14 protein-coding genes are annotated in these 17,679 nt (G+C 71.1%); 6 read left to right on the top strand and 8 right to left on the bottom strand.

All coding sequences use genetic code 11. From position 1 onward, the window contains the following. Positions 1–4: 4 nt before the first annotated feature. The 5 genes from ACQ143_RS10975 to guaB all read right to left on the bottom strand — a co-directional run bounded on the left by ACQ143_RS10975 (position 5) and on the right by guaB (position 5,336). On the bottom strand, positions 5–766 hold the full coding sequence (locus tag ACQ143_RS10975) for an SURF1 family protein (RefSeq protein WP_449570856.1): 762 nt from the start codon (positions 764–766) through the stop codon (positions 5–7). A 131-nt stretch (positions 767–897) separates the two neighbouring features. Beyond that, positions 898–2,019: a GuaB3 family IMP dehydrogenase-related protein gene (locus ACQ143_RS10970; RefSeq protein WP_449570855.1), complete on the bottom strand. Its 1,122-nt coding sequence runs from the start codon at positions 2,017–2,019 to the stop codon at positions 898–900. Between the two features lie 130 nt (positions 2,020–2,149). Next, a complete protein-coding gene (locus tag ACQ143_RS10965) occupies positions 2,150–2,434 on the bottom strand; it encodes a Fe-S cluster assembly protein HesB (protein ID WP_449570723.1) in 285 nt (94 codons plus the stop codon). Positions 2,435–2,728: 294 nt separating this feature from the next. After that, positions 2,729–3,598: an endonuclease domain-containing protein gene (locus ACQ143_RS10960; RefSeq protein WP_449570722.1), complete on the bottom strand. Its 870-nt coding sequence runs from the start codon at positions 3,596–3,598 to the stop codon at positions 2,729–2,731. A 235-nt stretch (positions 3,599–3,833) separates the two neighbouring features. After that, entirely contained in the window at positions 3,834–5,336 is a 1,503-nt protein-coding gene (guaB, locus tag ACQ143_RS10955; RefSeq protein ID WP_449570721.1) for an IMP dehydrogenase, read from the bottom strand. Positions 5,337–5,529: 193 nt separating this feature from the next. Between guaB and ACQ143_RS10950 the strand changes: the two genes are divergently transcribed. The 4 genes from ACQ143_RS10950 to ACQ143_RS10935 are packed head-to-tail and all read left to right on the top strand — an operon-like array spanning position 5,530 to position 9,647. Then, positions 5,530–6,927: a branched-chain amino acid ABC transporter permease gene (locus ACQ143_RS10950; RefSeq protein WP_449570720.1), complete on the top strand. Its 1,398-nt coding sequence runs from the start codon at positions 5,530–5,532 to the stop codon at positions 6,925–6,927. 8 nt (positions 6,928–6,935) lie between these two features. Further along, positions 6,936–7,916: a branched-chain amino acid ABC transporter permease gene (locus tag ACQ143_RS10945; RefSeq protein ID WP_449570719.1), complete on the top strand. Its 981-nt coding sequence runs from the start codon at positions 6,936–6,938 to the stop codon at positions 7,914–7,916. Beyond that, positions 7,906–8,880 (top strand): ABC transporter ATP-binding protein, encoded by a 975-nt coding sequence (locus ACQ143_RS10940; protein ID WP_449570718.1) that lies wholly within the window; start codon positions 7,906–7,908, stop codon positions 8,878–8,880. The genes ACQ143_RS10945 and ACQ143_RS10940 overlap by 11 nt, the downstream gene beginning before the upstream one ends. After that, a complete protein-coding gene (locus tag ACQ143_RS10935; RefSeq protein ID WP_449570717.1) occupies positions 8,877–9,647 on the top strand; it encodes an ABC transporter ATP-binding protein in 771 nt (256 codons plus the stop codon). Before ACQ143_RS10940 ends, ACQ143_RS10935 begins: the two co-directional genes overlap by 4 nt. 91 nt (positions 9,648–9,738) lie before the next feature. On the opposite strand, the gene ACQ143_RS10930 is transcribed toward ACQ143_RS10935, so the two are convergent. The 3 genes from ACQ143_RS10930 to groES all read right to left on the bottom strand — a co-directional run bounded on the left by ACQ143_RS10930 (position 9,739) and on the right by groES (position 12,601). Continuing rightward, positions 9,739–11,094, bottom strand: coding sequence for an ABC transporter substrate-binding protein (locus ACQ143_RS10930; protein ID WP_449570716.1), 1,356 nt, complete (start codon positions 11,092–11,094; stop codon positions 9,739–9,741). Positions 11,095–11,216: 122 nt separating this feature from the next. After that, positions 11,217–12,137: an EamA family transporter RarD gene (rarD, locus tag ACQ143_RS10925; protein WP_449570715.1), complete on the bottom strand. Its 921-nt coding sequence runs from the start codon at positions 12,135–12,137 to the stop codon at positions 11,217–11,219. A 167-nt stretch (positions 12,138–12,304) separates the two neighbouring features. After that, complete coding sequence (groES, locus tag ACQ143_RS10920) at positions 12,305–12,601, bottom strand: co-chaperone GroES (protein ID WP_449570714.1); 297 nt, start codon at positions 12,599–12,601, stop codon at positions 12,305–12,307. Positions 12,602–12,947: 346 nt separating this feature from the next. On the opposite strand from groES, the gene ACQ143_RS10915 reads away from it, so the two are divergent. Beyond that, entirely contained in the window at positions 12,948–15,077 is a 2,130-nt protein-coding gene (locus ACQ143_RS10915) for an Hsp70 family protein (RefSeq protein ID WP_449570713.1), read from the top strand. A 25-nt stretch (positions 15,078–15,102) separates the two neighbouring features. After that, positions 15,103–17,655 (top strand): LuxR C-terminal-related transcriptional regulator, encoded by a 2,553-nt coding sequence (locus ACQ143_RS10910; RefSeq protein WP_449570712.1) that lies wholly within the window; start codon positions 15,103–15,105, stop codon positions 17,653–17,655. Positions 17,656–17,679: the final 24 nt, after the last annotated feature.

Here is a 17,679-nt window from a genome sequence, read left to right as displayed (position 1 = left end):
GGTCTCAGGCGGCCGCGGCGGCGTCCTCGAGCTCTTCGAGTTCCTTCTCCCAGGCGTCCTTGGCCAGCCGGTACCACATGTAGAACGCGAAGCCCGCGAAGATCACCCACTCGACGGCGTAGAAGATGTTGAGCCAGTTGACGTTCGACCGCTCGTCCGGCGCGGGCGAGTGGATCGCGTGCAGGCCGCCGATCGGTTCGGCCGAGGTGAGGTAGGCCCGGTACACGTCGAGTTCCTCGATGTCGTGCCATACCCCCAGCAGCGCCGCGGGCGACATCCGCGTCATCTCGGTGGCGGGCGCCCCGGCCGGCGGCAGGGCGGGCCCCTCGTCGGCGATGATGCGTCCGGTCAGGCGCACGCCCTGCGGCGGGTCCTGGCTGAGAGTGGATGCCACGGACTCGGCCTCGGCGCGATCCGCGGTCCACCCCACGGCGACCGCGAGGGAGGTGGGGCGCTCCCGCTCGGCGACGCGCAGCTGGCCGGCGACCCAGTAGCCCTCGGCGCCGTCGTTGAAGCGTGAGGAGATGACGACGAAGTCTCCGGGCACGAAGGACCCGGACACCTCCACCTTCTGGCCGACGAGCGGTTCGGGCAGGTACTCCCCCGGCGCCGTGACCTCGTCCAGCGGCCGCAGCTGCTCGGTCGCACCGGGCGGCGGCGGGTCGGTGTCGATCGCGTTGCCCAGCTGCCACTGTCCGAGCCAGGCGAAGATCGCCGCGACCACCAGGGCGACGGCGAGCATGCCGATCCACCACGGACGCACCATGACCTCGCGCAGCGTGGGGGCGAACACGAGCGCGTCCCCGGCCGCGGCGGCCGGCGTCCCGGCATCCACCGTCGGCACGGCGGCCTCGGCGGTGACGGGCTCCTCGGAGCCGGGTTCGGGGTCGCGTGCGCTCATCGGTGTGCGCGGTACGGCGCGACGACGACCTCGACGCGCTGGAACTCCTTGAGGTCGGAGTACCCGGTCGTGGCCATCGACTTCTTGAGCGCGCCGATGAGGTTCGCGGTGCCGTCGGCGACCGGCGCCGGGCCGTACAGGATCTCATCGAGCGGGGCGACCTGACCCACCTCGACGCGGCGACCGCGGGGAAGCTTCGCGTGGTGCGCCTCGGCGCCCCAGTGGAAGCCGGCACCGGGCGCGTCGGTCGCGCGGGCGAGGGCGACGCCGAGCATGACGGCGTCGGCACCCATCGCGATCGCCTTCACGATGTCGCCGGAGGTGCCCACCCCGCCGTCGGCGATGACGTGCACATAGCGGCCGCCGGACTCGTCGAGGTAGTCGCGACGGGCGCCGGCGACGTCGGAGACGGCGGTGGCCATGGGGGCGTGGATGCCGAGGGTCGCGCGGGTGGTCGAGGCCGCACCCCCGCCGAACCCGACCAGCACGCCGGCCGCGCCGGTGCGCATGAGGTGCAGGGCGGCGGTGTACGTGGAGGCGCCGCCGACGATGACGGGCACGTCGAGGTCGTAGATGAACTTCTTGAGGTTCAGCGGCTCGTCGACGCTGGAGACGTGCTCGGCCGAGACGGTCGTGCCGCGGATGACGAACAGGTCGACGCCGGCGGCGACGACGGTCTCGTAGAGGTCCTGCGTGCGCTGCGGGGTCAGTGCACCCGCGACGGTCACGCCCCCCTCCCGGATCTCGGCCAGGCGATCGCGCACCAGCTCGGGCTTGATCGGCTCGGCGTACAGCTGCTGCATGCGCTGGGTCGCCTTGTCGGCGGGCAGCTGCGCGATCTCGGTCAGCAGCGGCTCGGGGTCGTCGTAGCGGGTCCACAGCCCTTCGAGGTCGAGGACGCCCAGGCCGCCGAGCTGTCCCAGCATGATGGCCGTGCGCGGGCTCATGACCGAGTCCATCGGGGCGCCCAGCACCGGGATCTCGAACCCGAAGGCGTCGATCGACCAGGCGGTGGAGACGTCTTCGGGGTTGCGGGTGCGCCGCGAGGGCACGACCGCGATGTCATCGAACGCGTATGCCCGGCGCGCGCGCTTGGCACGGCCCAGCTCGATCTCCATGGTCACTCCCCCAGCCTACCCGCGTGCGCTGTGCGGCCGCGGTGCGGGGCGGACAGCACAGCGGGCCCCCGATCGTCTCGGAGGCCCGCTGTGGGTGGATGCCGCGGGTCGCGCCCCGGCATCCTCTCGCTCACGGCTGCGTCAGCAGCGCGAAGCGCACGGCACCCTGCGCGTCGGGGGCGGCGTCGAGCACCTTGTCGTCGAGGGCGACGGCGGCCGTCTCGTCGAGGAACACCCGCGTGCCGCCGTCTTCGACGACCGTGTCGGACGCCTCGGGCTGCGCGGTCACGCTGAGCGCGAAGCCCTGCGCGCCGCTGCCGTCATCGGCGATGCGCACCCCGCCGGTCTCGGCGACGTTCGCGTCGGTGAGGATCGAGGCGACGGCCGTGCGTGCTTCGGTGGTCATGGTGAGCATGGCTACTCCTTGTCGTCGTGCGGCTGTGGAACCGGCCACGATTCCGAGAATGTGCCCGGACCTCAAGCTCTGACACGCACGCGGAGGCGACTCCCAGGATTTCGGTCGGTGGGCCGGGCGGCTGAGGCGACGAACTCCGCAGAATCGCGCGAACTTCGCACTCGAAGCCCGCACCCTCTGCGAACTTCGCGCGATTCTGCGCACTTCGCGACAGGATGCCGGGCACACGCACGGCCGGGTGCCACGCACACGCGCACGGCCGGGAGGCCCCCGGCGTCTGACCCCGGGCGGCGCTCAGCCGGCCCGATGCAGCTGCGACGCGACGGCGCGGCGGATCGTCGCCAGGGTCGCATCCCGGTCGTGGACCACCTGCGCATAGCTGAACCTCAGCACGGTGTACCCGCGCAGCCGGAGCTCGGCATCGTGCGCGATGTCTCGCGTGCGCTGCGCGCTCGAGGAGTGGAACTCCCATCCGTCGATCTGGATCACGAGCCGGTCGCCGACGAGCAGATCGACGAGACGCCCGGCGAGCTTCACTTGCTGGCGCACCCGCATCCCCCATCGGCGCAAGGGCACCACCAGCAGCGTTTCGAGGCCCGAATCCGACAGCCCCTGCACGGTGTCGGCCAGCTCCCGCGCCGCCCGTGTCCGCCAGGGCACGGTCCGCAACGATTCGGGCGTCACGGTCTCGCACCTCACCGCCGCTTCCCACAGCACGAGGGCGACTTCGCGCGGCTGGCACAGCGCGATGTGCGCCAGGGCGTCCTCCACGGAGGTCTCGAGGCTGCGGCCCGCCGGCGCAAGCGGCTGGGTCCAGTGGGTCACTCCCGCCCAGTCCGGCCCGAGCCGCGGCGACCCGGAGCCCGGCACCATGTGCACGTGCACCTCGCGTCCGGCACCCTCCGGCATCCACCAGCCCCGATGCCGGGCAAGCGTGGAGCAGGTCACTCGGCCACCCGCCCGCGCTGCGGTGGTCAGACTGCCCGGAGCGTCCGGCAGGTGCACCCAGGCCCGCCGGATCACGGCAGCCTGCCCGTCACGCACGAACGCGCGCAGCCGCGGGAGTCCGAAGCCCGCACCCAAGATGTCGGCACGGTGCGCAATGCCACCGTGCTGCACCAACCACGCCGTCAGGTCGTCTGCGGACTTCTTCGGCGCGGCCATACCCGCATCCTGCCGCGAGCGTGGCGCGCGCGACGCCTGGCGGCAGAAAGCTGTGGACAATCGAACCCGGCGCCGTTCTGGGGAGGAAGTCGGCCCGGCCGGTGGCACGACTGATGCGCAAGTGCGCACTATTGCACCAACTTCGCACCCGAATCCGGGTTCGGATGCGGACTTCGTGCGATTCTGCGAACTTCGTGACGGGTGGATGCCGGGGACCGACCCCGGCCCCGCACCCCTACTTCTTGTAGTTGGGGGCCTCGACCACGATCTGCACGTCGTGCGGGTGGGACTCCTTGAGGCCCGCCGAGGTGATGCGCACGAACTTGCCACGGGCCTTGAGCTCTTCGATCGTGCGCGCGCCGACGTAGAACATCGACTGGCGCAGGCCGCCGATGAGCTGGTAGGCCACCGCCGAGACGGGGCCGCGGTACGCGACCTGGCCCTCGATGCCCTCGGGGATGAGCTTGTCGTCGCTGGGCACGTCGGCCTGGAAGTAGCGGTCCTTCGAGTACGAGGTCTTCTTGCCGCGGGTCTGCAGGGCGCCGAGCGACCCCATGCCGCGGTACATCTTGAACTGCTTGCCGCCCTGGAACACGATCTCGCCCGGCGACTCGTCGGTGCCGGCCAGCAGCGATCCGAGCATGACGGTGTCGGCTCCGGCCACCAGGGCCTTGGCGATGTCGCCCGAGTACTGCAGTCCGCCGTCGGCGATGATCGGCACGCCGGCCTCACGGGCGGCGAGGTAGGCCTCGTAGATCGCCGTGATCTGGGGCACGCCGACGCCGGCGACGACGCGGGTGGTGCAGATGGAGCCCGGCCCGACGCCGACCTTGACGGCGTCCACCCCGGCGTCGATGAGCGCCTGGGCGCCCTCGCGGGTGGCGACGTTGCCGCCGATGACATCGATGTCCGCGAACGACGGGTCGGCCTTCAGCCGGCGCACGATGTCGATGACTCCGGCGGACTGGCCGTTGGCGGTGTCGACGACCAGAACGTCGACGCCCGCGTCGCGCAGCGCCTCGGCGCGCTCCCACGCGTCGCCGAAGAACCCGATGGCCGCGCCCACGCGCAGCCGGCCGTGCTCGTCCTTGGTGGCGAGCGGGTACTTCTCGCTCTTGTCGAAGTCCTTGATGGTGATCAGGCCCGCCAGCTTGCCGTCGTCGTCGATGAGCGGCAGCTTCTCGACCCGGTGCTTGGCGAACAGCGCGATGACGTCGTTGGCGCCGATACCGACGCGGCCGGTGACCAGGCCCTCGCTGGTCATGACGTCGCGCACCTTCGTCGTCTGCTTCTCGAAGCCCGACACGAACCGCATGTCACGGTTGGTGATGATGCCCACCAGGCGCCCGTCCTCGTCCACGACCGGCAGGCCCGAGATGCGGTACTGCGCGCACAGCGCGTCGACCTCGTCGATCGTGGCGTCGGGCGTCGTGGTGATCGGGTCGGTGATCATGCCCGACTCACTGCGCTTGACGCGGTCGACCATCGAGGCCTGCTCGGCGATGGAGAGGTTGCGGTGCAGGATGCCCAGGCCCCCCTCGCGGGCGATCGCGATGGCCATGCGCGCCTCGGTGACGGTGTCCATCGCCGACGACAGCAGCGGGGTCGCGACGGTGATGCGGCGGGTGACCCGCGACGAGGTGTCGGCTTCCGACGGGATGACATCGGTGTGCCCCGGCAGCAGCAGCACGTCGTCGTAAGTCAGTCCGACGAATCCGAACGGGTCATTCTGTGTCATCTGTTCTCCTGCGATCGGGGCCCTATCGATTCTAAGGCGCGAACAGGCCGTTTCATTCCGGATGCCGGTGCCGCCGATGCCACGCCACGCGCAGAACAAGTAGGCGAAACAAGGCCGACACATTACGCTCGTACCGTCGTTCATCAACGCCGATGCGACCGCACACCCGAGCAGTGCGCCGGATGGAGGATCCGTGAGACCCACTACGACCCTGACCGAGAAGCGCCCGAAACGATGGAGTCCCGCGCACTTGTGTGCGCTGCTTGTCGCGACCTTCGTCCTGTTGCTCGGCGCCGCGCCGGCCGTCGCAGCCGCACCCGCCGCGGGCACCCTGACGCTCACGGCGTCCGCCGACGAGACCACGACGGCGGGCGAGACGACCGCGTCGGATACCGGCGAGGAGCAGGAACTGCCCTACACGATCCAGGGCAACGTCCGCACCGGCGGCGAGCCGATCGCCGGTGTCGTGATCACCGTCACCGGTCCCGACTTCTCGGCGGAGACGCAGAGCGAGGACAACGGCCGCTGGATGCTGAAGGTTCCGTCGAAGGACGAGACCTGGACGCTCGAGCTCGACGCCGCCTCGCTCCCCGAGGGCATCGAGGCGCCGGAGGGCTTCGCGTTCTCGGAGGAGGTCGAGTTCGGGCGCACCTCGACCGTCACCCGGAACTTCACCCTCACGGCGGCCGAGCGCGACACGACGTCGTTCTGGGATCAGCTGGCGGCCCGCGCGGTCAACGGCCTGAACTTCGGCCTCATGCTGGCGCTGGCCGCGATCGGCCTGACCCTCATCTACGGCACGACGTCGCTGGCGAACTTCGCGCACGGTGAGATGGTGACGTTCGGTGCCGCGGCCGCCCTGCTGATCTCCGTCGCCGTCGGCGGCAACATCTGGATCGCCATCCCCCTGGCGCTACTGGCCTCCGCCGCGTTCGGCTGGGGCATGGATGCCGGATTGTGGCGCCCGCTCAGACGAAGAGGCATCGGCATCGTCCAGCTGATGATCGTGTCGATCGGTCTGTCGCTGGCCCTGCGGTACGTCTTCCAGATCTTCCTCGGCGGCGGCACGCGGCAGCTTCCCGGCCGCGCCACGAGCATCATCCCGGGCCTGGGCGCCATCCGGCTCACGATGACCGACCTGATCAGCATGTCGATCTCGATCGTGGTGATCCTCGGGTTCTCGTGGTGGCTCATGCGGTCGCGGCTGGGACGGGCCACTCGCGCCGTCTCCGACAACGCCGCCCTCGCCGCGGCCAGCGGCATCGACGTCGACCGGGTCGTGCGCGTCGTCTGGGTGCTGGGGTCGGTGCTGGCCGGCCTGTCCGGCATCCTCTGGGCGTATTTCCGCCCCGGCATCCGGTGGGACATGGGCACCGGCATCCTGCTGCTCATGTTCGCCGCGATCACGCTGGGCGGTCTGGGGACGGCGTTCGGAGCCCTGATCGGCTCGATCATCGTCGGCCTGCTGGTGGAGGTGTCGACGCTGTGGATCGCGTCCGATCTCAAGTACGTCGGCGCCCTGGCGGTGCTGATCATCATCCTGCTGTTCCGCCCCCAGGGGATCCTGGGCCGTAAAGAGCGCATCGGATAGGGGCCGATATGGACTTCCTGCAGATCTTCGAGAACACCCTGAGCCAGATGCTCGCGCCCACCACGCTGGGCTTCGTGCTGGCGGCCATCGGACTGTCGCTGCACTTCGGCTTCGCGGGGCTGCTCAACATGGGCGTCGCCGGGTTCATGGCCATCGGCGCCTACGCGTTCGCGATCTCCATCCTCACGTTCGGGCTGCCGTGGGAACTGGCCGCGCTCATCTCCTTCGTGGCCGCGGCGATCTTCGCCCTCATCCTCGGTATACCGACGCTGCGGCTGCGCGGCGATTATCTGGCGATCGTGACGATCGCCGCCGCCGAGGTCGTGCGCCTGCTGTTCCTGACCGCGACCTGGCGCCGGTACACCGGTTCGGCCGACGGCCTGTACGGCTTCCAGATCGGGTTCCGCGGGGCGAACAACCCGCTGCCGCGCGGCCGGTACGGCTGGGGCCCGTGGACCTACACGTCGAACGAGTGGTGGGTCATCATCATGGGGCTGGCGGCCATCGCGGTGGCGGTGTTGCTGGTGTGGATGCTGATGCGCAGCCCCTGGGGCCGCGTCATCCGCGGCATCCGAGAGGATGAGGACGCCGTGCGGGCGCTGGGCAAGAACACCTTCGGGTTCAAGATGCAGGCGCTCGTGGTCGGCGGAGTCATCATCGCCGCCGGCGGTGTGGTCACTGCGATGGGCACCAACGTCACCCCGAACGTGTACATGACCTCGCAGACGTTCTTCGTGTGGACGGCGCTGCTGCTCGGCGGTGCGGCGACCATCTTCGGCCCGGTGCTGGGCGCCGTGCTGTTCTGGATGGTGCGGGCCTTCCTGTCGAACATCCTCGCCTCGATGGGGGATGCCGGACTGCTGCCGTTCGGTCGCGAAGCGCAGCAGGCGCTCGTGTTCGTCCTCATCGGCGTCGCACTGATGCTCCTGGTGATCTTCCGACCACAGGGCATCCTCGGGAGCAAGAAGGAGCTGACCTTTGTCCGCTGACCAGAACACTCCGGCCACGCCGCGCACGAAGACCACGGGCCTGCACGTGGGCGAGGCCGTCCCCGGCGTCGCCAAAGTCGACCCGATCATCGTCGCCGACGGCGTCACCCGCGAGTTCGGCGGCCTGAAGGCCGTCGACGTCGCGCACCTCGAGATCCCCCGCAACGCCATCACGGCCCTCATCGGTCCCAACGGCGCGGGCAAGACCACGCTGTTCAACCTGCTGAGCGGGTTCGACAAGCCCAACGAGGGCACCTGGTCGTTCGACGGCCGCACGCTCGTGGGCATCCCCGCGTTCAAGAGCGCGCGGATGGGCCAGGTGCGCACCTTCCAGCTCACCAAGGCCCTGGGCCTGCTCACCGTGCTCGAGAACATGAAGCTCGGGGCGCCGCACCAGAAGGGCGAAAGCTTCTGGGCGAGCCTGCTGCCGTTCGTGTGGCGCGCGCAGGAGAAGGCGAACGAGGAGAAGGCCCGCGAGCTGCTGCAGCGGTTCAAGCTGCTCGAGAAGGAGTCCGACTTCGCCGCCTCCCTGTCGGGCGGCCAGCGCAAGCTGCTGGAGATGGCCCGCGCCCTCATGAGCGACCCGACGTTCGTGATGCTCGACGAGCCGATGGCCGGCGTGAACCCGGCGCTGACGCAGTCGCTGCTGGACCACATCCTCGACCTCAAGGACCGCGGCATGACGGTGCTGTTCGTCGAGCACGACATGCACATGGTGCGCCACATCGCCGACTGGGTGGTGGTGATGGCCGAAGGCCGCATCGTCGCCGAGGGGCCGCCGAGCACCGTCATGAAGGAGCAGTCGGTCATCGACGCCTACCTCGGCGCCCATCAGGACGTCGACCTGGGCGTGGTCACCGGCCGCGTCAAGGGTGAGCTGGACACCGGATCGGTGACGCTGCTCGAAGACATCCAGGCCGAGGAGAACGCGGCGGTCGCCGACGCCGAGGAGGAGAACCCGTGAGCACCCCCACCACCCAGCCTCAGCCCGCCGGCACCGCCGATGCGGACGTCGTCGTCAATGTCACCGACCTCGACGCCGGGTACCTGCCGGGGATCAACATCATCAACGGCGCCAACCTCGTCGCCCGCAAGGGCGAGCTGATCGGCATCATCGGACCCAACGGTGCCGGCAAGTCGACGCTGCTGAAGGCCATCTTCGGCATGGTCAACGTGCGCGGCGGCGACATCACGCTCAACGGCGAGAGCATCGTGGGCCTCAAGAGCGACAAGCTCGTGCGCCGCGGCGTGGGGTTCGTGCCGCAGACCAACAACGTGTTCCCCTCGCTGACCATCGAGGAGAACCTGCAGATGGGCATCTACCAGAACCCGAAGGGGTTCGCCGAGCGCCTCGAGTTCGTCACCGGCATCTTCGCCGAGCTGGGCAAGCGCCTCAAGCAGCGGGCCGGGTCGCTCTCCGGCGGCGAGCGCCAGATGGTGGCGATGAGCCGAGCCCTCATGATGGACCCGTCGGTGCTGCTGCTGGACGAACCCAGCGCCGGTCTGTCACCGGTGCGGCAGGACGACGCCTTCATCCGCGTCTCCGACATCAACAAGGCCGGCGTGACCACGATCATGGTCGAGCAGAACGCCCGCCGCTGCCTGCAGATCTGCGACCGCGGCTACGTGCTCGACCAGGGCCGTGACGCGTACGAGGGCAGCGGGCGCGCCCTGCTGAACGACCCCAAGGTCATCGGCCTGTACCTGGGCACGCTCGGCCAGGACGAGTGAGCATCGGTGCCGGCCGGTTCCGCGGCCGGCACCCGGAACATGGATATGGCCCCGGTCCGAGGACCGGGGCCATATCCATGCGGTGCGTGGATCAGCCGGTGCGGATCCAGCTGTAGTTGTTGTCCTCGCCGTACTCGAAGATGCCGATCGACGCCTCGGTCGGGTCGCCGACCTCGTTGAAGGTGATCGGACCCGAGATGCCGTCGTAGTCGGCGACGTCACCGGCGATGATGATGTCGGCGCACTCCGCGAACGTCGTGCACTTCGTGCCCTCGCCGGCACCGCCCGAGACCTGCTGCAGGTGCGCGGCCACGTCGGGACCGGCCGTGGAGCCGGCCTCGAGAGCGGCCAGCGCGAGCAGGATCACCGCGTCGTACGACTCGGGGCCGTAGGTGAACTCCTTGAGCTCACCGTTGCCCTGCTCCGAGTAGAACGCCGCCAAGTCGGAGCGGAACTGCTCGATGCTGCCCGGGTCGACCGCGGGGTAGGTGCCCTTGGCACCGGCCAGGGTGCCCGGGTCGAAGTCCTCCGAGAAGTTGGCCAGGTTGCCGTCGACGAAGTACAGGCTCTCCGCCGGCACGTCGGCCGCCATCAGCTCGGGGATGATCGTCTTGACCTCGTCGAACGTGATCAGGGCGATGGCGTCCGGGTCGGCCGCCAGCACGGTCTCGATCTGCGACGTGAAGTTCGCGTCACCCGTGTTGTACAGGGTCGCGGCGACGACGCTGCCACCGGCAGCCTCGAACGCGTCCTTCGTGAAGCAGGCCAGGCCCGTGCCGTATGAGTCGTTGATGATGATCATGCCGACCGTCTCGGCGCCGTCCGACGCGATCAGGTTGCCCAGCACCTCGCCCTGGAGCACGTCCGAGGGGGCGGTGCGCCAGTACAGGCCGTTGTCCTTGTAGCCGGTGAAGGCCGCCGACGTGTTGGCCGGCGAGAACTGGATCGCGTTGGCGGCGATGACCTGGTCGATGAACTGCAGCGACACACCCGACGAGGCCGCACCCACGACGGCGGTGGCACCTTCGCCCAGCACCCGCGGGATCTCCGTCTCGTAGGCCTTGTTGTCCGTGTCACCCGAGTCGCCCTGGATCAGGTCGATCGTGATGCCCTTGCCGGCCTCGTTGATCTCGGCCGCCGCGAACTGCGTGGCCGCGATCTCGGGCGGGCCGAGGAAGGCCAGGTTCCCGGTGACCGGCAGCGCCGTGCCGATCTTGTACACCAGATCCGTACCCGGACCCGTCGACGTCGACGTGTACTCCGGGGTGTACTCCTCGGGCGCTGCAGCTTCGCAGTCGATCGGGAAGTCGAACCCTGAGGCGTCCGGTTCGTTGTCTCCGTTGCCGTTCGTCGTGCCGGTGTCACTGCACCCGGCCAGGACGAGTGCACCGGCGCCCACGAGCGCGAGACCTGCGAGGGCCTTGCGCGAGCGAGAAATGACGCTCATGTTGCTCCTTGCGTTTGTCGTTTCGCCGCCCCTCGGGCGTTGCGGCGATTGGGTCAAACCTAACGGCGAACATGCGTCTGGGTTGTTGCGATGTGTTAACGGTGTGTCACGGAACCGAATCGTTATCTCGTCGTGGCGACGACCGGGCGGCGGGAATGGCGCAGCGAGTCGACTGTCAGCAGCACCAGCGCCAGCCACACCAGGCCGAACCCGATCCACCGTTCCAGCGGCATGGGCTCGTTCTGGATCCACACGCCGGTGATGAACTGCAGGATCGGCGCGACGAACTGCAGCAGGCCGATCACCACGAGCGGGGCGCGGCGGGCACCGGCGGCGAACAGCAGCAGGGGGATCGCGGTGGCGGCCCCGGCCAGCAGCAGCAGCACGGTGTGGCCGGCCCCGGCCCGCCCCATCGTCAGGTCGCCCATCGCCGCCACGACGATGAGCTGTCCGACCGCGATGGGCACCAGCCACAGCGACTCGAGCGTCAAACCGCTGATCGCGTCGACACTCGGCCCGATCTGCTTCTTCACGAGCCCATAGGTGCCGAAGCTCGCTGCGAGGGTCAGCGCCACCCACGGGAACGCGCCGTACCCGACGATGATGACGACGACCGCGAGCGCGGCGATGCCGATGGCCACCCACTGGGCGCGCCGCACGCGCTCCTTCAGCACGAGCACCCCCAGCAGCACGGTGACGATCGGGTTGATGAAGTAGCCGAGGCTCCCCTCCACCACCCGCCCGGTCAGCACGCCGATGAGGAACACCTGCCAGTTCACGTAGATGAGCAGGCCCGCCACGATCGTCCACGCCACCAGTCGCCGGTTGCGCAGGATCGCGAAGAGCTTGCGCCAGGTGCGCGTGACGGCCAGCAGGATCGCGCAGAACACGAGCGCGAGCAGCACCCGCCACGCCACGATCTCCCACGGCCCGGTCGGATCGAGCGTGAGGAAGTACAGCGGCATGAAACCCCAGAGGAAGTACGCGACGAACGCATACGTCCCGCCGACGGTCTGCTCGCGCGCGGCTTCATCCGGTGTCACGAGTGCAAGCCTAGGACGGTGATGACGGATGCCGGCGCGCGGGGCCGACGGCTTTCTGCCGACCTGCGTCGCTGATGTGCCATGCGGCCGGGCACCGGCATCCACTGGGAAAAGGACGAAGGACCCGGATGCCGGAGCATCCGAGTCCTTCGGTCGAGTTCAGATCGTCAGCGGACGACGACCGCCAGCACGTCGCGGGCCGAGAGCACGAGGTACTCGTCAGCACCGAACTTGACCTCGGTGCCGCCGTACTTGCTGTACAGGACGCGGTCGCCGACGGCGACGTCGAGCGGAACGCGGTTGCCGTTGTCGTCGATGCGGCCGGGGCCCACCGCGATGACTTCACCCTCCTGGGGCTTCTCCTTCGCGGTGTCGGGGATGACCAGGCCACTTGCGGTGGTCTGCTCGGCCTCGACCTGCTTGATGACGATGCGGTCCTCGAGCGGCTTGATGGAAACCGACACGGTCTACCTCTTTCGTGTTCGTGGGGTCTTGCTTCAAGACTCAATTAGCAGCCTCACAGTGAGAGTGCTAACGCAAGTCTAGGGCGCAGCTGGCACTCTCGCAACGCGAGTGCCAATCTAGTTGTCCCGCACTCCCCTATCCCCCTAATCCGCACCCGCCGGCGACCCCCTATCGTCCCGTCGTGCCCCGCCAACCCCGGCATTCGTCGTCGACCCCTAGGAATCAGGGCGCGAAAGCGGTAGGAAAGGAGTCGGGGCTGACAAAGCTGCTGTGCCCGAAGTGGGGGGCACCACGTGGATTCGGGGGGATCGCGTGGCAGAGGGACTGTTGTACTGCGCTGTCGACGTGGGGACATCACGGACGTCGGCGGCGATCGCCGAGGTCGAGGCGGGTGGCGTCGCCGTGCGCGCTGCACGCCTCGGCCAGGCCGGGGACGCCGCATCGTCGGCGGTGTTCGTCACCGCCGACGACGTGCTCCACGGCGACATCGCCGAGCGGCGCGGCGCCGGTGAGCCGGCGCGCCTGGTGCGCGACTACACACGGCGCATCGGCGACGACGTCCCGCTGACCGTCGCGGGCCGCACGCTGCGCGCCGAGGACGTGTACGCCCGCACCGTCGAGTGGGCCGTGCGTGAGGCCACGGGCGGGCGCCCGCCGGCCGGCGTGTCCGTGACTGTCCCGGCCACCTGGGGTGCGCACCGTCGCGGCCTGGTCCGGGCGGCGGTTGCCGCCCGGGGCCTGGCGGGCCCCACCGTGCTGTCCGAGCCCGAGGCTGCGGTCCATCACTACGCGGCGACGCACGGGTGGGAGCCGGGTGCGGTGCTGGCGGTCTACGACCTCGGCGGCGGGACGTTCGATCTCGCATTCGTGCGGGTCGGTGAGACGCCGGACCAGACCCGGGTGCTGCACACCGCCGGCATCCCCGACCTCGGCGGTGCCGACTTCGACGACGCCGTCATCGCCCATGTGCTGGCGTCGGCCGGCCCGCTCGCCGCCGACGGCGCGCCCGTGGCGCTCGCGGCGCTGCGCCGCGAGTGCGTCGCCGCCAAGGAGGCCCTGTCGTTCGATGCCGAGACGATCATCCCGGTGCTGCTCGGCGGCGCCGGCGGCACGGTGCGGCTCGTGCGCAGCGAGTTCGAGGCCATGATCGAGCCGGCCCTCGCCCGCACGGTCGCCGCCTTCGACGCTGCGCGCGCCGCGGCCGGTGTCGCCACCGACGACGTGGCCGCCGTGCTGCTGTCGGGCGGGTCGACCCGGATCCCGCAGGTCGCGCAGCTGCTCTCCGAGCACCTCGACCTGCCCCTGTGCCGGGATGCCGATCCGAAGGCCGTCGTCGCGCTCGGCGCCGTGCGCGCCCGCGCCGAGGCCGCCGCCGCCGTGTCCGGTTCGGTCACGGCGCTGGAGGCCGCGGGCACGAGCGACCTGGCCGCGTGGCTCGCATCCCTGGAGTCCGCACCGCTCGCCGGGGTGGCGGCCGGCGACCCGGTGTCCGCGCCGGCGACCGAGTCCACCGTCGTGGCGGCAGAGGCCCCCACGCCCGTCACCACGGTCGATGCCCGGATGCGGCCGCATCCGGGAACGACCTTGCTGGCTCTCCACCCACAACGCTGGCGGATGGTGGTGACGGGCACTGCCGCTGCGGCGGCCTTGGTCGGGGGTGCGGCGTTCTCCAGCGCCGTGGCCACCGCACAGGGCACCCTGCCGACGGCACCGCCGGCGGCGCTCACCAGTGCCGACGGGCCGTCCGGACCGGATGACCTGACGGCCTACGCGGGGGTGCAGGCCGCCGAGCGTGATCCGGCGCCGCTGCCGACCACACCGCCGGAAGACGCGGACCCGACCGATCCGCCCGCGGGGGACCCGGCACCCGGGGCACCGGCACCGAACCCGTTCTCGCCGATCGTGCCGACCGATGACCCGCTCCCGCCGCCGGATGCGCCCGCACAGCGCCTCGAACGTCATGTCACCGAGGCGAAGCAGGCCGAGGAGGAGAGGCGTGCGGCCGCGGAGCCGTCGACGCGACCCGGCACACCGTCGCCCCGCACGAGCTCCGCGCCGAGGCCGACGGCGTCGGCGACGCCGCGGACGGCGACCGGGTCACCGAGCCCCACCGCCTCCGCATCGCCCAGCCCCACCGCCTCCGCATCGCCCAGCCCCACCGCCTCGGCGTCGCCCAGCCCGACGTCGGAACCGACGCCGACCCCCGCACCCACGACGCCGGCACCCGAGCCGACGTCGGAACCTGGACCCACGACGGAGCCGGAACCCGAACCGACACCCGAACCCGAACCCGAACCCGAACCCAGTCCGGAGCCGACCGCCGAACCGGAGCCGACCACGGCACCGTCGCCGGACCCGTCTCCGTCCGCCGACCCCTCGCCCACATCCGAACCCGCGCCGGACCCCACGCCGACGTCGGAGCCCCCGCCGCCCCCGAGCCCGGGCCCCACTCCGCAGACGTCGACCGCCGGGTGACCGGCAGAGGTGAGGTAGAGGACAGATGATCAGAGGTTCCACTCCGGGTACGCCGCACAGCGCGCGCTCCGGCGGCATCACGAGCCTGAACACCGCCCGTAGCCCGGGCGGGCGCAGTCTCGGCGAGACCCTGGTCGCCGCGATCGCCGAGACGGCGCTGCTGTCCGACGCAGCCGCCGACGGCCCGATCCGCGGCGTCGTGATCGGCCCCGCCGGGTCGGGGAAGACGACCGCGCTGCGTGCCCTGAGTGACCAGCTGCGGGCCCGCGGAGCGACCGTGACCGGCGGTGCCGGCGGCGACGGCTCCGGCGGCGTGATGCTGGTCGACGACGCGCACACCCTCGGCGGCGAGGAGCTCGAGGCGCTCATCCGGCTCGCCGCCGATCCTGACGCCAGCCTGGTGGTCGCCCACCGGCCGCACGACGACGAGCGACTCCGGCGGCTCACCGCCCGGCTCGAGGCGGCGAGCGCGCCGATCCTCCTGGGCGAGCTCACGGCCGAGCAGATCGTGACGGCCACGCGGCTGCCGCTCACGTGCGCACGGGCGATGGTGAAGCTCACCGGCGGGTTGACGTGGCTGACGCTGGCAGCCGTCGACGCGCACGACGCCGACGCGTGCGACCTCGACCCCGGGCACCGCGAGCTGACCCCCGCACTGCGGCAGCTGATCGCACACCGTCTGGACTATCTCGACGGCGCGGCACGCAGCGCCGTCGAAGCACTGTGCCTGTTCGAACCGGCCGACCTCGCGCGCATGACGCCGCCCACCGGCACCTGGGATGCCGCCGTCGCGGCGGGTTTCGCCGCAGGCCTGCTCTCGCCCAACGGCACCCCGCCGCGCGCGGTCCGCGCCGCCGTGCACGCGGTCATCCCGCCGCATCGGGTGGCGGCGCTCACGGAGGCGGCCGGTCGCGACACCCTTCCCGTCGTGGACGACGAGGAATGGGAGTCCTGGTCCTCCCGCCCCGGCGATGCGTCACCGCAGTCGCGCGCCGACCGGCTCGTCGCCCACGCCGATGCCCTGCGCGCCGACGACCCGGTCCGGGCCCTCGCGCTGTACCGCGAAGCGTGGGCCGGCGGCGCCGAGCCGCGCGGGCTCGGTCTGCGTTTCGCCATCGCCGCCCTCGGCGCCGGCGACCTCGACACCGCCACGTCGTGCTTCGACCGCATGCTCGCCTCTCCCGACCCGGCCACGGTCGGCGACGCGGTGGCGGCGGCCCTCGCGGTGTGGGCGGCCCGCGGCACACTGGCGGCAGGGGCCGCCGGCGCCGCCGATGAGGCGGCGGCCTCCCCGATCGCGCATGCGCGCCTGTCGTTGGCGATGCTCGGCACCGGCACCGCACCCCGCCCTGCGCCCGCGCCGGTCGACGGCGCGCACGACACGCTCACGGTCGCGTCCGAGGCGCTCGGCGCGGCGTTGGACGCATCCCTGGGCACCGACGTCGAAGGCGCCGTCGACGCGCTCGTGCTGGCCTCCGAGCTCTACAACGCGACCCAGTCCGACTTCCCGCTCGTCGAACCGCCGGCGGTGCCGGCAGCAGCCGCAGCGCTGGCCATCGGCGCGCTCCCGGTCGCCGCCGCCACGCTCGAGGCCGCGGTGGCCGCGCAGCAGGGCGGCCCGTGGGCACGCCCGCGGCTGCGGCTGTGGCAGGCCTGGATCGCGATCCAGGCGAACCGCCCCGACGAGGCGCACGCACACCTCGACCGGGCGAAGGACTGCGGCGCGGGCCTGCTGCCGCGCGACCGGCTCATCCTGGCGGCATGCGAGGTGGCCCTCGCCCGCCGGTACGAGCACACCGCCGAAGTGATGTCCGTCTTCCGCGACGCCCGCCCACACCTGCTGCGCCGCCGGTTCGACCTGTACCTGCATCCCTTCCTGAGCGAGTTCATGCTCGCCGGTGTCCGGGTGGGGGCCGCCGACGCCGTCGACCGGCACTTCCGTGCGGCGCAGGCGCTCCTGGAGCAGCTGGGATCGCCGCCGCTGTGGGCCACGCCCCTGCACTGGAGCGGCGTCCAGCGCGGCATCCTGATGGGCCGCTCCGACGCCCTCGTGCCGCACGCGCGGACGCTGCTGGGCGCCGCCCGGCACAGTGCGTTCGCGGCGCAGCTGGCCACGGCCGGACGCACGTGGACCGATGTGCTGGCCGGCCGGGTCGACGCCGACGCGGTCGAATCGGCGGCGCAGTCGCTCGCGCACCGCGGCCTGGCGTGGGACGGCGCCCGGCTGGCGGCCCACGGGGCCGCCCGCACCAGCGACAAACAGGCCTCGACGCAGCTGCTGGCCTGCGCGCGTGACCTGCACCCGAAGCAGGTGCTGGCCGCGCCCGGGCCTGCCCCGCAGGCGGTGGCCACTCCCGACGGCACGGCGCTCAGCGCCCGCGAGCTGGAAGTCGCGCGGCTGGTACTGCAGGGCAAGACCTATGTCGAGATCGGTCAGACCCTGTTCATCTCGCCGCGGACGGCCGAGCACCACATCGCCCGCATCCGCCGCCGGCTCGATGCCACCTCGCGCTCGGATCTGCTGACCCGCCTGCGTGACCTGCTGAACTCCGACGCCGAGACGGAGGGCGTCGCATGATCGTGAATCCGCCCGGGCCCGGAC

The sequence above is a fragment of the Microbacterium pollutisoli genome (assembly GCF_053586795.1).
This window is presented reverse-complemented; position numbering and strand designations above follow the sequence as displayed.

Coding starts and splice junctions, on each gene's coding strand:
- ACQ143_RS10975 (WP_449570856.1), bottom strand. CDS start 766: ATGGTGCGTCCGTGGTGGATCGGCATGCTCGCCGTCGCCCTGGTGGTC.
- ACQ143_RS10970 (WP_449570855.1), bottom strand. CDS start 2,019: ATGGAGATCGAGCTGGGCCGTGCCAAGCGCGCGCGCCGGGCATACGCG.
- ACQ143_RS10965 (WP_449570723.1), bottom strand. CDS start 2,434: ATGCTCACCATGACCACCGAAGCACGCACGGCCGTCGCCTCGATCCTC.
- ACQ143_RS10960 (WP_449570722.1), bottom strand. CDS start 3,598: ATGGCCGCGCCGAAGAAGTCCGCAGACGACCTGACGGCGTGGTTGGTG.
- guaB (WP_449570721.1), bottom strand. CDS start 5,336: ATGACACAGAATGACCCGTTCGGATTCGTCGGACTGACTTACGACGAC.
- ACQ143_RS10945 (WP_449570719.1), top strand. CDS start 6,936: ATGGACTTCCTGCAGATCTTCGAGAACACCCTGAGCCAGATGCTCGCG.
- ACQ143_RS10930 (WP_449570716.1), bottom strand. CDS start 11,094: ATGAGCGTCATTTCTCGCTCGCGCAAGGCCCTCGCAGGTCTCGCGCTC.
- ACQ143_RS10910 (WP_449570712.1), top strand. CDS start 15,103: ATGATCAGAGGTTCCACTCCGGGTACGCCGCACAGCGCGCGCTCCGGC.